11 protein-coding genes are annotated in these 14,424 nt (G+C 31.9%); 4 read left to right on the forward strand and 7 right to left on the reverse strand.

All coding sequences use genetic code 11. The features are described 5' to 3' along the window. Positions 1-7: 7 nt before the first annotated feature. Genes JM80_RS10730 through bglX form a run of 4 tightly spaced genes read left to right on the forward strand, consistent with a single transcriptional unit; the run spans position 8 to position 7,531 of the window. Positions 8-1,483 (forward strand): RagB/SusD family nutrient uptake outer membrane protein, encoded by a 1,476-nt coding sequence (locus JM80_RS10730; protein WP_089118123.1) that lies wholly within the window; start codon positions 8-10, stop codon positions 1,481-1,483. An 11-nt stretch (positions 1,484-1,494) separates the two neighbouring features. Further along, positions 1,495-3,585, forward strand: a complete 2,091-nt coding sequence (locus JM80_RS10735; protein ID WP_144710052.1) for a PKD domain-containing protein — start codon at positions 1,495-1,497, stop codon at positions 3,583-3,585. A 12-nt stretch (positions 3,586-3,597) separates the two neighbouring features. Next, on the forward strand, positions 3,598-5,247 hold the full coding sequence (locus JM80_RS10740) for a family 16 glycosylhydrolase (protein WP_144710054.1): 1,650 nt from the start codon (positions 3,598-3,600) through the stop codon (positions 5,245-5,247). 7 nt (positions 5,248-5,254) lie between these two features. Then, positions 5,255-7,531, forward strand: coding sequence for a beta-glucosidase BglX (bglX, locus tag JM80_RS10745; protein WP_144710056.1), 2,277 nt, complete (start codon positions 5,255-5,257; stop codon positions 7,529-7,531). Between the two features lie 94 nt (positions 7,532-7,625). Here the strand turns inward: bglX and JM80_RS10750 are convergent, their stop codons facing one another. The 7 genes from JM80_RS10750 to JM80_RS10780 all read right to left on the reverse strand — a co-directional run bounded on the left by JM80_RS10750 (position 7,626) and on the right by JM80_RS10780 (position 14,325). Further along, positions 7,626-8,258 (reverse strand): hypothetical protein, encoded by a 633-nt coding sequence (locus tag JM80_RS10750; protein ID WP_144710058.1) that lies wholly within the window; start codon positions 8,256-8,258, stop codon positions 7,626-7,628. 25 nt (positions 8,259-8,283) lie between these two features. Beyond that, a complete protein-coding gene (locus JM80_RS10755) occupies positions 8,284-9,549 on the reverse strand; it encodes a hypothetical protein (protein WP_144710060.1) in 1,266 nt (421 codons plus the stop codon). A gap of 22 nt (positions 9,550-9,571) precedes the next feature. Then, positions 9,572-10,663 (reverse strand): DUF6688 family protein, encoded by a 1,092-nt coding sequence (locus JM80_RS10760; protein ID WP_144710062.1) that lies wholly within the window; start codon positions 10,661-10,663, stop codon positions 9,572-9,574. A 16-nt stretch (positions 10,664-10,679) separates the two neighbouring features. Then, on the reverse strand, positions 10,680-11,393 hold the full coding sequence (locus tag JM80_RS10765) for a hypothetical protein (protein ID WP_144710065.1): 714 nt from the start codon (positions 11,391-11,393) through the stop codon (positions 10,680-10,682). Positions 11,394-11,418: 25 nt separating this feature from the next. After that, positions 11,419-12,366, reverse strand: a complete 948-nt coding sequence (locus JM80_RS10770; RefSeq protein WP_013622804.1) for a tRNA-dihydrouridine synthase — start codon at positions 12,364-12,366, stop codon at positions 11,419-11,421. A 71-nt stretch (positions 12,367-12,437) separates the two neighbouring features. Next, a complete protein-coding gene (locus JM80_RS10775; RefSeq protein ID WP_144710067.1) occupies positions 12,438-13,541 on the reverse strand; it encodes a toxin-antitoxin system YwqK family antitoxin in 1,104 nt (367 codons plus the stop codon). Positions 13,542-13,791: 250 nt separating this feature from the next. Further along, positions 13,792-14,325, reverse strand: coding sequence for a hypothetical protein (locus JM80_RS10780; RefSeq protein WP_038507035.1), 534 nt, complete (start codon positions 14,323-14,325; stop codon positions 13,792-13,794). Positions 14,326-14,424 lie beyond the last annotated feature (99 nt).

Genomic DNA, 14,424 nt, shown 5'->3' on the forward strand with positions numbered 1-14,424 from the left:
TAAAAAAATGAAAACATATATAAATAAAACCATCACTAGTTTGTTTGTTGCACTATGTGTTATAACAAACAATGCTTGTAGCGATTCTTATTTAGAAGAAGTAGATAGGTATAGTATAGATTCAGAAAATTATTTTAATTCTGAAGAAGATTATTACAATGCGTTAATTGGTGCTTATGACTTGTTACAGTCTACCTATGTAAACGTAATTTTAGGCGAAATAGCATCAGATAATACCTTAGCAGGAGGAGAAAGCGCTACAGACGTAGTTGGTTTTCAACAAATTGATGATATGATACATACGCCAGTAAATAGTAATTTAAGAGACATCTGGAACTGGATGTTTGCAGGCGTTAGTAGAACAAACTTTATACTAGAATTTCAAGATAAAACCGAGTTTGAAGGCAAAAATGTAATGATTGCAGAGGCTAGCTTCTTAAGGGCATATTACTACTTTGAGCTGGTAAAATGGTTTGGTCCTGTACCTGTTAAAGAAACTCGTTTTGAGCTAGGTGAAGAAACAACTTTACCAAGATCTTCTGTTGCAGAGGTGTATGCTTTAATAGAAAAAGACTTAAAATTTGCAATAGATAATTTAGAGTATACAGCACCAGAAGTTGGCAGGGTTACCAAAGGTGCAGCACAAGCTTTGTTAGGCAAAGCTTATTTGTATCAAGAAAAATTTTCTGAAGCAGCTATTGTTTTAGATAATTTAATACAAAACGGACCATATGATCTAGTAACAGATTACAATACCATTTTTGAAAATGACGGAGAAAACGGAGTTGAATCTGTTTTTGAGGTTCAATACTCTGATGCAGAAGGTGCAGGCTTTGGTTGTTTACAATGTAGTGAGGGTAATGTAGCTGTAGGTTTTAACGGAATTAGAAATTACTCAGGACCAGAGTTTGACTCTGGGTTTAGCTTTAATGTTCCAACACAAGAAGTTGTAGATGCTTTTGAAGACGGAGATTTACGTAAAGAAGTAGCCATTTTAGATATAAATGCATGGGCTGCACAAACAGGCGCCACATTTAGTACAGGTAATGAACATACAGGGTATTACAACAGAAAATACATTGCCAGAAAAGGAGATTTAAACACAGGAGATCAAAATCTTACAAACCCTAATAATTACAGAGCAATACGTTTTGCAGATGTTTTATTAATGGCGGCAGAGGCCTATAATAGAGGAGAAATTAGTGATACCAAAGCACAAACTTATTTAAACAGAGTTAGAGAAAGAGCTTTTGGAGCACCAAATGATGTTACAGCTACTGGTGTAGCGTTAACAGATGCAATTGCAAATGAAAGAAGAGTAGAGCTTGTAGGAGAAGGTCATCGTTTTTTTGATTTGGTTAGAACCGGTAAAGCAGCACAAGAAATTGATGGTTTTACAGCAGGTAAAAATGAAATCTTTCCAATTCCTATTGAAGAAATACAGTTTTCTAATGGTAATTGGCAGCAAAACCCTAATTATTAAAAACCATAACTATGAAGATATTTAAATATACATTGCTTCTTTTTAGCTTATTTTTTATAAGCTGTTCAGAAGATGACAATACAGATTACGTAAATAGTATTGCAGCCCCAACTAATGTGTCTGCAAAAGTGAGCGTAACACAAGACAATACAGGTGTTGTAAACATTACGCCTATTGCAGAAGGAGCTACAAGTTATACGGTAGATTTTGGAGATGGCTCAGAAGTTTCTGAAGCTATTAAACCAGGTAGTACTGTGGCACATACATATGCAGAAGGTAGTTATGAAGTTGCTATTACTGCTGTTGGGTTAAATGGTAAAAAAACAACTGTAACCCAAACTATAGAAGTTTCATTTAAGTCACCAGAAAATTTAGTTGTAACTATAGCAAATGATGAAGCAGTATCTAAACAAGTAAATGTAACTGCTAATGCAGATTTTGCATTGTCATATAAAGTATATTTTGGTGAAACAGAAGCAGAAGAACCTCTAGAAGCCGCTATAGGAGAATCAATTTCTTATACCTATCAAGAAGCAGGTACTTACACCATAAAAGTTGTTGCAATGAGTGCTGCAATAGCAACTACAGATTATGAAGAAGAGTTTGTGGTTACTGCAATTGTACAACCACTTAGTTCTGCTGCTACACCACCAAGCAGAAACCCAGAGGATGTTATATCTATCTACAGTGCTGCTTATGATGATGTTGCTGGTACAAACTATTTTCCAGATTGGGGACAAGGTGGTCAAGGTAGCGGATGGACAGAGTTTGATCTTAACGGTGATACAATGTTACAGTACATTAATTTAAGTTACCAAGGTATTGCTTTAGCAGATGGTACTTCTATAGATGTTTCACAAATGGAATATTTACATTTAGATGTTTGGACATCTGGTGATGCAACAAATTTAGAAATATCATTAATTAACAATGCGTCTGGTGTAGTTACAGAAGCTCCTGTAACATCCAGTTTATCTGCAGGTGAGTGGACAACTATAGATATTCCTTTGTCAGACTATACAGATCAAGGTTTAACCGTTTCAGAAATTTTCCAGTTAAAATTTGTAGGTACACCGTGGGCAGAAGGTACAGTGTTTATAGATAACATATACTTCTACAAAGCACCATCTAACATACCAACAGGCTTAGTAGGTACTTGGAGACTTGCAGAAGAGGCAGGTTCTTTAGGAGTTGGACCGTCTCCAGGAGATATTAGTTGGTTTAATTGTGATGCAGACTGTGTAGCTCTTAGAGCTTGTTATTATGATGATACGTATGTATTTGGATCTGATGGTTCTTTTACAAATAATTTAGGGTCTGAGTCTTGGATTGAAGGCTGGCAAGGCGGTTCTGATGCTTGTGGTGCTCCAGTAGCTCCGCATGATGGTTCTTCTACAGCAACATATACGTATAATGAAGCAGCAGGTACAGTTACCGTAAATGGTACAGGCGCCTATATTGGTTTAGCAAAAGCCAATAACCAAGGAGAATTACCAAACGTTGCGGTACCAAGTTCTATAACCTATAATGTTTCATTTTTAGATGCTAACACTATTTCTGTATACGTAGAAGCAGGTTCTGGAGTTTTTTGGCAGTATAAACTAGTAAGAGACGGTGCTGTTGTTTCTCCAATAGCAGGTACCTGGAAATTAGCAGAAGAGGCAGGTTCTTTAGGTGTCGGACCATCTCCTGGAGATATTAGTTGGTTTAATTGTGACGCAGACTGTGTAGGGTTAAGAGCTTGTTATTATGATGATACATATGTGTTTAGTACAGATGGTTCTTTTGCAAATAATTTAGGGTCTGAGTCTTGGATTGAAGGCTGGCAAGGCGGTTCTGATGCTTGTGGTACTCCAGTAGCTCCGCATGATGGTTCTGCAACTGCTACGTACAATTATGATGCAGCATTGGGCACTGTAACAATAAGTGGCACAGGTGCTTATATTGGTTTAGCAAAGGCTAATAACCAAGGAGAATTACCTAATGTAGCTGTGCCTAGTGAAATTACCTATACAGTTTCTTTTATAGACGCAAATACAATGTCTGTTTACGTAGAAGCTGGTTCTGGTGTTTTTTGGCAATATAAATTAGTAAGAATATAAAAAGATAAAAAAATGAAAACAATAAAATATAATATGATATTCTTTCTGTCGGTATTGCTATTATTTTCTTGTCAGGAAGATGATGTAACTATAGGGGGTATTATTGCTCCAACTAATGTAACATTAGAAGCTACTGTTGTAGGGGTAGACGAGGCTAACCCTAACGGAGATGGTAGCGGTTTTGTTACTTTAAAAGCAAATGCAACTAATGCTATTAGTTATAAGTTTGATTTTGGAGACGGAATTAGTGAAGTGTCTCCGTCTGGAGAAATTACACACAGGTTTAGTGTTGTTGGTGTAAATACATTTACAGTGGTTGTAAATGCTATTGGTACAGGAGGCTTGTCTTCTAGCACATCTGTAGATGTAGAAGTTTTTAGCTCTTTTGATGACCCTGAAGTAAAACAGTTTTTAACAGGAGGTTCTACTAGAACTTGGTATTTAGCAGCATCAGAAGTTGCACATTTAGGTGTTGGTGGTAATGCAGATATTGCTCCAGATGCTTTTTGGTTTCCTTCTTTTTTTGCTGCACAACCGTTTGAGAAATGTGGTATTGAAATTAGCAATTGTTTGTGTGATGATGAGCTAATATTTACCCTAACCGCAGACGGACAATTAACCTATCAGTTAAATAATAATAGTGGTACTTTTTTTAATGCTAGTCACCAAGATATAGTAGGGCAAAATGCTGGCGAAGACGCTTGTTTTGAGTTTGATACTTCTGGAACAAGTATTGTTTCATTAGCCCCAACAAGTATAGATTGGGAAACAGTTCCAGATCCAGATTTTAGACCAAGAGGTACGGTTATGAACTTTTCTAACAATGCTTTTATGGGGTATTACGTAAGCTCTTCTTCTTATGAAATTTTAGAGATATCAGATACAGAAATGTATGTAAGAACTCAAGATGGTTTAAGCCCAGAATTGTATTGGTATCATAAATTTCAAACTAGTCCAGCAGAAGACTCTTTCCAGTCGGTTTTTACAAACTTAGTTTGGTCTGATGAGTTTAACGATGATGGAGCACCAGATGCTACTAAGTGGGGTTATGACTTAGGTGCTGGTGGTTGGGGAAACCAAGAACTGCAAACTTATACTAATGACTCTAAAAATGTTATTGTAGAAGACGGGTTATTAAAAATTACCGTAATTGCAGAAAATGGAGGATATACTTCTGCTAGGTTAAAGTCTGAAAACTTAAGTGAGTTTACATATGGTAGAGTAGAAGTAAGAGCTAAATTACCTGCCGCACAAGGTACTTGGCCTGCAATTTGGATGTTAGGAGCTAATTTTGATGAAGTAGGCTGGCCTAATTGTGGAGAAATAGATATTATGGAACAAACTGGCCAAGATAAATCTAAAACTTCTGGAGCTCTACACCAGCCTGATGCTTTTGCTGGTAATGCGTTTACAAATGAAATAGCCAATGAAACATCTACAACAGAATTTCATAATTATAGTGTAGAGTGGACAACAGACGAAATAAAAATATTAGTAGATGATACTGTTTTTTTAACGTATGTAAACACAGATAGTACGCCTTTTAATTTAGACTTTTTTATGATTTTAAATGTAGCAATGGGTGGTACTTTAGGGGGAACGGTAGACCCTAGTTTTGTTCAGGATTCTATGGAAATAGATTATGTTAGAGTTTATCAATAAAAATAATATGAAAAGAGTAGTTATATATAGTATATCAATTGTTTTTGCAATTGGTATACTATCTTGTACTAATGCAACGTCTAAAAGTGCTTCAGAAAGTTTAGGTATAGATAAAAAAGTAGATTCTATACTTGCTATAATGACTTTAGAAGAAAAAATTGGACAAATGAATCAATACAATGGTTTTTGGGACGTAACAGGCCCAACTCCAAAAGATGGTGATGCAGCTAAAAAGTATGAGCATTTACGTAAAGGTTATGTAGGTTCTATGCTAAACGTTACAGGAGTTAAAGATGTTAGAGCAGTACAAAAAATAGCAGTAGAGGAAACTAGACTGGGTATTCCTTTAATTATTGGTTTTGATGTTATACACGGATATAAAACACTAAGCCCAATACCTTTAGCAGAAGCAGCTAGTTGGGATTTAAATGCCATTAAAAAATCTGCAGAAATAGCTGCATTAGAATCTTCTGCAGCAGGTATAAATTGGACATTTGCCCCTATGGTAGATATCTCTAGAGATGCTCGTTGGGGACGTGTTATGGAAGGAGCAGGTGAAGATACATACTTAGGATCTAAAATTGCTGTGGCTCGTGTGCAGGGTTTTCAAGGTAGTAATTTAGCAGATAAGGCTACAATTGTGGCTTGTGCTAAGCATTTTGCTGGTTACGGATTTTCAGAATCTGGTAGAGATTACAATACGGTAGATGTAGGTACATCTACCTTAAATAATATAATTTTCCCTCCGTTTAAGGCAAGTGTAGATGCTGGTGTAAAAACATTTATGAATTCTTTTAATGAGTTAAATGGAATACCTGCAACAGGAAATGCTTTTTTACAAAGAGAGGTTTTAAAAGATAAATGGAATTTTGATGGTTTTGTGGTTTCAGACTGGGGATCTATTAAAGAAATGATTGCTCACGGTTATGCAAAAGACTTAAATGCAGCAGCAGAGTTAGCAGCAAATGCTGGATCTGATATGGATATGGAATCTTATGCCTACGTAGAAGAATTGAGTAAGCTAGTAAAGGAAAACAAAGTTTCTGTAGATTTTATTGATAATGCTGTAAAGCGAATTTTAAAAGTAAAGTACGAGCTAGGACTTTTTGATGACCCTTACAAGTACTGTAATGAAGAAAGAGAAAAAGAGGTAACTGGCAACAAAGCAATTAATGAAGCAGTTTTAGATGTAGCTAAAAAATCTATTGTATTACTTAAAAACGAGAACAATTTATTGCCCTTAAAGAAAAACGGACAAAAAATTGCTTTAATTGGTGCCTTAGCAGCAGATAAAACTAGTCCTTTAGGAAGCTGGAGAATTGCAGCAGAAGACAGTACTGCAGTGTCTGTTTTAGAAGGAATGAAAAATTACCCAAACAATACACTTACCTATGCAAAAGGGGCAGATGTTGCTATTGGTAAAGCAGAATTTGCTTTTGAATTAAAAATAAATACTACAGATAAAAGTGAATTTTCTAAAGCTATAAATACAGCTAAAAATGCAGATGTAGTTGTTATGGTTTTGGGTGAGCACGGTTACCAAAGTGGTGAAGCTCGTAGCAGAACAAGTTTAGATTTGCCAGGGGTACAACAAGAACTTTTAGAAGCTGTTTACGCAGTTAATAAAAATATAGTTTTGGTTTTAAATAACGGAAGACCTTTAGCTATTACTTGGGCAGATGAACATATACCTGCAATAGTAGAAGCTTGGCATTTAGGCACACAAACTGGTAATGCTGTAGCACAGGTTTTGTATGGAGATTATAACCCTAGCGGTAAATTGCCAATGACTTTTCCTAGAAACGTTGGTCAAGTACCAATTTATTACAACTATAAAAATACAGGAAGACCATCTACAGACAATCCTGATATTGTTTTTTGGTCTCATTACATAGATGAAAGTAACAAGCCATTATATCCATTTGGGCACGGTTTAAGCTATACAAAATTTACATATAAAAATTTAAAAGTGACCAAATTAACCAATGAAGAGGTAGAAGTTTCTGTAGCAGTTTCTAACGTAGGTGAGTACAAAGGTAAAGAGGTTGTACAATTGTATATAAGAGATTTATTTGCGAGTGTTACAAGACCGGTAAAAGAGTTAAAAGGTTTTAAAATGGTAGAGTTAGAGCCAAATACAACCAAAACCATTACATTAAAACTAACAAATAAAGAACTAGGCTTTTTTAACAATCAAGGAGAGTTTATAGTAGAGCCAGGTGAGTTTAAAGTTTTTGTGGGAGGAAGCTCTTATACAAGTTTAGAAGAAGATTTTACATTGTAAAGTTATAGTTTGTAATTATATTTTTATTGCTAAAAAGCCTCAATTATATGTAATTGAGGCTTTTAAATTATAATAAAATGTAGTTTTATAGATATTAATTAAAAACAATAGCTGTTTTATTTTTTATACTATAATTAGCAGCTTCATAAAGTGTTAGCCATACTATTTTTTCTATCCAAAAATCACCTTGATTATCAATAGTTTTATAGAGAGTTTCTTTGTTTTGTACTTCTAAATTTTCATTTAATTCTACACCTAACTTTTTTGCAACGCTTTTTAAATCTGTTAATAAACCATAAGAAGAACCAATCATTGCACCAGTAACAGGATATTCATCTGTATCAAAAATAATGTCTTCTAAATCTATAGGAATATAATACCCTGCGCAATCTGAGTGTACTAAAAGGTGACTATAAAACATAGAAGATTCTTCTTCTACAATGGTATCTGCTGCAGGATCTAAATTTTCATCAAAAGGAATAGGAGTCCAATTTTCATCATTCATATGGTATGCAAAAAACCGTCTTAAATAATGAAGAAAAGAATACGGAAAGCCACCAACGTGTAACGGATCTACACCTAATTCATTAGGTTCTAAATGTGGTTTGTAGCCATTTAATTCTAGTAACTTATTTACTTGGTCAAATTCAGCTTTGTAAGCCTCATAGCCCTCAGGCTCATTATTTATAAAGTCAGCTAAAATGCCGCTGGTAATACTTAATCCCATTTTATCTTTTTTTGTTAGCTTATTTTTAATCGCAAACTGTGTAAATTATAGACTTTTTATCTATTTTAAATTGCTTTTGTTGTTGTGTTACATCTTGTAACATTTCATATTTATTTACTTGTAAAAAGTTGTGATAATCACTTGTTTTTTCTTCGTAAGTACGCGGAACTTTTCCTTTGTATTTATAATTATTTAGCTTTTTATTGTATTTGTAACTTTTAGAGTTTATTTCTTCACTTTTAAACTCTTTATACCCAAAGTTGTAATACATAGTTTTGGGAGTAAAGTTAATGACAGACATTTCTTTTATGAATGAGTCATTTTCAGAGCCTGGTTTTGGTAAAGCAGATTTTTCTGTTATTTGCCTTTTTCCAAATACTAATTTGTTACCATCTATTAAAACTCTAATAGGCATTTTATTTTCTGCTCTTGTATACTCAAAAATAATAAAGTCATTAAAATTAGTAGTGTTTTTAAAACTGTATAGTGTTATTTTTTGATCTTCAGATTCTTCATAAGACTGGTTAAATGCTAACGATATTTGTTGGGGCACACTAGCTGTTTTATGTATGTAGGGAAAATCAAAACAATTGGCATCTTTGTTAAAAATAGGAGTTAAGTTTACAGGGCTTTTAGTAGTTTTATTGTATGTAATTAATGTTCTATAACTAAATCTATCACCCAAAAAAGAGGTTTTAATAGAATCTCCAATACTAGGGTTGTAACGACCGTATACACTAAAAGGATATTTAGTTTTATTAGGATTTAAATGTAAATATTTTTCTTTTACAACGCGCCAAGTGCCCGTTTGTACTTCTCCAAAAGAAACTATTACATATTTATTATTATGGTAAAGAAATAATGTTGGGCTACCCTCTGGAGATCTATTACCAAAAGATAATCCATAACTACCAAGTAAGCCTTCTTCTATGTTTTTATATTGTTTTTCTGTGTTGTATAAAGAGTCCATATTAGTAATTAAGTAACTTTCTCTAAGCTTTGTTAATTTAGTTTCTATAGCAGTGCAATTTTCAAATAATTTAGATTGTAAAAGATTATCATAGTCGTTAAAAGTAGTTTGTTTAAGTACTCTAGTAGAATCTTTTGCACTAAGCGCAGCGCAAGACTTTAGTTTTAATTCAAAATCTGCTTGGCTGTCTATATAATCTATATTCTCTATACAATTACAAGTTGCAGAAGCTTTATTGCTTATAAATTCTTCAATACTTTGTGCCTTACTAGCAAATACAGTTGTAAATAATAAGAGAATTAATAGTTTTATGTTTTTCATAAACATTTGGTTAGTTAAGTTACTATAAATGGTATTGTTTGCTAATCTTTTTTTCTGGATTAACACATAGTAGGTATAATGATATTAAAAAAATCCACTCCAAGGGTTTCATTAAAATATAGGTAATATTAGATCTTATTTTTGAGTTAATTTTTAAAGAAAGATTATAACCATACTTGTCATAATTTTTTCTGATAAAAGAGTGTAAACCTGGAGATATTTCAGTAATCATTTCTTCAAAGGCATTGGCAATCTGTAACTGCCTGTTTACAATAATAATATTTTTATGCCTTTTTCCTAAACGAATAGGTTTTACAATTTTAGGATCTCCTTTAGCGGCTACAGTGCATAAATAATGACCTTTATGGTCTAGAATAGGAGGATGCATTTTTTGTGAAAAAGCCCAAGTTGTAGTTTCTGTAAAAACCTTAGTAATAGAATTTACATCTTGCCCAAATAACAATAATACTATTGTAATTAAAATAAAAACAGGAATAAAAAGTAGTAGAGCCCAAACGGACTCGCTAAATTTACTAGCTAAAAAGCTATTGCAATAATTAAGAAATTTATTTTTATAAACTTTGTCTTTAGCTTGTATTTTTTCTTCTCTAACTATTTTAAAAAGAAGTCCTATTGCAATAATTAAACTTAAAGCAGGTGTAAAAATAAAAAGAAATGTGCCTGTGTTTTCTGCATAAATGCCAAAGCTATCTAAGTTATGATGTGTTATTTGTATAAGTATAGCAGTATTAATAAATAATCCTATTACTAAAAAAACTAAGAATAATACAAGCGATAAAGGAGGCAGTTTACGGCCTTTAATCCAAATAAAACCAGCAGATATATTAAAGAAAATAAAATAAACAATAAGTGTTAGTATGTGTTTGCCGCCAAACGGTATATAGCATTCTGGGTCTATAGGGTCTATGGCTTCTGTATGCTGGTGTACGTGTGTAAGTATACCAAGACCAAATAAGAGAAAAGAAAGTAAATACAAAACAAATATAGCAACCTCTAAATTACTTATGCCTTTTTTGTTTTTCTTTAATGCTTTAACAGTAAAAAATATTAGCACAAAAAATAAAACGAGTAATAAAGGGATAATCATTGACATTAGCTTTTCTTTTTAATTAAACACAATACTTGTTTCTTAGTTCTTTAGCTTCTTTATCTGTTTTATAACCGTGTAATAGTAGCCCTTCTGTACAATTAATTTTTTTAGAGGTTATTTGCTTAATTACAAATGCTTTATAATCTTCGGTTTTGTTAAAATCTGAAGGTATTAATTTAATAAGTTTTTTGGCATCTTTGATACCTAATTTTTCACTTAAGACTAAATTAAAAATTGTTTTTTTTAGATCTATTGTATGTATGGAGTGTTCTAATTTAAAGTTATATGTAAAAGATTTATTCCAAGTTGCAATAACTATTGTATTTTTTACACCTAAGCTCTTCTTTTCTATAGGATTTCTGTAATACTGGTCTATAGTTTGTCCGTAATAGGCATCTATATTAATTTTTAAGTCAGTAACATCTTCATAGTTAATTTTATTATTGTAATCAATAATAAATTCATTAGTACTAAACTCTATATGTCCTTCCTTAGTACAGTTAATTAATTCATAATCATAAAATTGATATATATGTGCTACACCAAAAAATAGAATAGAAATTATAAATATGGGAGCAATTATTGGCAGAATATTATCGGTTAATGGAAATTTAGTATTTAAAAGAAGTATTATGAATCCAAAAACTAAAAGAGCATAACTAGAATAAACTATTTGTTTTGTTATAGAAAGTTTTTCTTTAATAATTCTGTATTTATAAGCAGTAAATTTCAAATTATATTAGGTATTTATTTAAATTCTATCTTTGGTCTTTAATAATATCTGCTACAGCTTGTTTGTACTTAAATTGGTTACCAGCCTTTTTTATTGCTTTGTATGTTTTTTTTGGGTTGTTAGTTGCTAATGAAAAGAACTCCCAAAATCCTAACATTTTCATTTTTATAGGTGTTGGTCCAGACAATAATTCATCATACTGATGGTAAATAGTATCGTGAAATTCTTTAAAAATTTGCCATCTACCTTTAGGATATTCTGTTGAGTTGTTTTTTATCATACTTGGTAAAAACGGATCTGCAATTAATCCACGTCCAATCATAAAATGTTGTATGCTAGGAAACTGTTCTTTCATTTTTTTAAATTGAGCCACAGTAGTAATATCACCATTATAATACAATGTATGTTTGGCAACATCTACACATTTTTGAAAACCTTGTAAATCTACACCACCTTTATATAATTGTTTGCCTAACCTGGCGTGTATAGCAATACTTTTTAGAGGATATTTATCTAGTACAGAAAAAGACTCTAATATTTCATTACTATTCTCGTATCCTAGTCTCATTTTCATAGAAACGGTAACATCTGTTTCACTATGTGCACGGTCTAAAATATGGTCTATTTTCTCTGGATTACAAATAAGTCCAGATCCCATTCCGCTATTGGTTACCATAGGGTAGGGACAACCTAAATTCCAATTAAGTTCTTTATACCCTAAAGATTGTATGTATTTTATAGCAAATATAAATTGATCTGCATCTGCCGTCATTACTTGTGGTATAAGGTCTAAAGATGTATTTACCTCCGGATTTAAATCTCTTTGGTAAGAGCCCTTTATTACCATTTTTTTATTAAACCTAATGTAAGGCGCATAATAGGTATCTATACCACCAAAAAATTTTTGATGTGCATTTCTAAAGTTATAATCTGTAAAGCCTTGTAAAGGAGACGATAATAGTTTGTATGACATTAATTGGTTTTAAAGTAACAAAGATAAACCTTTGCTATCCTCTTTTTTAAATTTAAGTTGATTAGAAAATTTTAGTTATAAGTCTTCTCTAAAACTACTTTGTCATTTTTGTATTCAATTTCTTTAGAAATTTTACCATTTAATTTATAATATTTCCAAGCGCCTGTTTTTTCATCATTCTTATACAATCCTTCACTTTCTACTTTTGCTGCTTCATTATATGTTTTAGCAATTCCGTTTCTTCTTCCGTCTGCATATGTATAGGTAGTTTCTAGCATATCATCACTGTTGTAGTGTTTCCACTCGCCAGATTTATATCCTATTTTAAAATGACCTTCTGTAACAAGATTTCCGGTTTTATAATATTTTTGGTACAAACCATCTTTATAACCGTCTTTTGAGTTTACTACTTCTTTTTTATTACCGTTATCATAAAAACTAGTTTCTGTAATAGGATAACTAGCAGCATATGTTCTTTCGCTTAATAAAAGTCCGGCAGAGCTATAATATTTACTAATCCCATCTTTTTTATTATTTACATATGTTTCTACAGAGGTTAGTTTGCCATTTGGGTAATATTCTTTTTTAATATAATTTCTAGGAGCGGTATATTCTTTTTCCCAAATTACACGGTTGTCTTCTGTTTTCTGAGACCATTTACCTGTTGCCTTATCAGCATTGTAAAAAGATGTTTCTACCAGTTTAGTACCCATATTTCCATCTTTTAAATAGGTAACCCATTTACCGTCTTTTAAGTCTTTTTTGTAATTTTCTAAACGTTGTACTTTCCCTTTTTTATCATAGGTTTTCCACTCACCATCTTTAAGTCCGTTCTTATAATTAAAATCTTCAAAAACATCACCATTTGTGTAGTATGATGTACTTTTTCCATTGGCTTTTCCGTTTTCATCAAAAACCATTTCTTGTTCCAAATTACCAGAAAAATCATAGTTTTTTTTAGTTCCAACCATTTTACCATTTGCAAAAGTCACCTCTGTATATGCACCACTGTTTTCTGCAATTTTGTAGCTTCCGTTTAAAACTTTATTATCAGTTTTAAATAATGTTTCTTTACCAAAACGTTGTGTATCTACGTTTTCCCACATTAAGTAATTTACTTGTGCATTTGTAGTTACAGCAAGCAAAAAGGTTAGTATTAGTACAATGTTTTTCATAATTAAAAAGGTTTTGTTTTATGGTAATGTTATTATCTTTTTTAAATGTACTTTATACTTGGCGTATCTAAATACCGCAATGTTTTTTGTTTAGATTATAATATATTTTCGTGAGTATTTGACATATATTCTGTTTTAGTTTTTAATGAAAAAAAGTAAAATAACGTGGTAATAGTAAAAACACATAGGCATTAAACAGGCAATATTACTTGTTTAAAAATAAAGGTTCTTATATGTGTTTTGGGCTACATTATAGTATTCTTCTATTTTCTGTAATTGCTTCTTTATAAACTTTAGACTCTTTTAACTGTAGATCTGTAGCTAAGGTTTTTATAAATGGAATACCTAAATCTTCCCACTCACTAACTTGTGCAGCATTCAACCTTATTTCTCTAACTTGGTTTGCAATACCGCCAAGAAAAATCCATAAATGGTAATGGTTTGTACTTGTTTTACTAAATATATAAAACCAATCTTCCCAATGTATAAGGGTATCTTTAGATTTTAATAGTTGTAAGTGTATTTGCTTAATACTTATGTTATTATCAAGCACATATAACTCAAAAAAATCTTGGTTACTATTGTTTACATAGTTAAATATTTCTGATTTATTTTTATCAGATAGTTTATAATCAACCTTTAAAAAAATGACTAATTCCTCTAAATTTGTAAAGTTTAATGAGGTTTTGTAGTAATATAATTTGTCTTGCCAAACTTTATAACTAGTAGTAATTTTAGATAAAATAAACTTGTCTGTTTTGGTATAAATTAAATCTAATGGCATTTGTAAGTATTGTGTTTTTTAAACTAATGTATGTTTATTTTAGTCTAAAGACGTCTATTTTCTCTCTTTTTTGTTTAACCAAGCAGCCTGTAAAAGTTT

Origin of the sequence: Cellulophaga sp. RHA_52, from assembly GCF_007827205.1 — a bacterium.
Lineage (GTDB): Bacteria > Bacteroidota > Bacteroidia > Flavobacteriales > Flavobacteriaceae > Cellulophaga > Cellulophaga lytica.

Bases quoted from the DNA above. Each gene is read 5' to 3' on its own strand.
- JM80_RS10735 (WP_144710052.1), top strand. From the start codon at position 1,495: ATGAAGATATTTAAATATACATTGCTTCTTTTTAGCTTATTTTTTATA.
- JM80_RS10770 (WP_013622804.1), bottom strand. From the start codon at position 12,366: ATGTCATACAAACTATTATCGTCTCCTTTACAAGGCTTTACAGATTAT.
- JM80_RS10775 (WP_144710067.1), bottom strand. From the start codon at position 13,541: ATGAAAAACATTGTACTAATACTAACCTTTTTGCTTGCTGTAACTACA.
- JM80_RS10755 (WP_144710060.1), bottom strand. From the start codon at position 9,549: ATGAAAAACATAAAACTATTAATTCTCTTATTATTTACAACTGTATTT.
- JM80_RS10780 (WP_038507035.1), bottom strand. From the start codon at position 14,325: ATGCCATTAGATTTAATTTATACCAAAACAGACAAGTTTATTTTATCT.
- bglX (WP_144710056.1), top strand. From the start codon at position 5,255: ATGAAAAGAGTAGTTATATATAGTATATCAATTGTTTTTGCAATTGGT.
- JM80_RS10730 (WP_089118123.1), top strand. From the start codon at position 8: ATGAAAACATATATAAATAAAACCATCACTAGTTTGTTTGTTGCACTA.
- JM80_RS10740 (WP_144710054.1), top strand. From the start codon at position 3,598: ATGAAAACAATAAAATATAATATGATATTCTTTCTGTCGGTATTGCTA.
- JM80_RS10760 (WP_144710062.1), bottom strand. From the start codon at position 10,663: ATGTCAATGATTATCCCTTTATTACTCGTTTTATTTTTTGTGCTAATA.
- JM80_RS10750 (WP_144710058.1), bottom strand. From the start codon at position 8,258: ATGGGATTAAGTATTACCAGCGGCATTTTAGCTGACTTTATAAATAAT.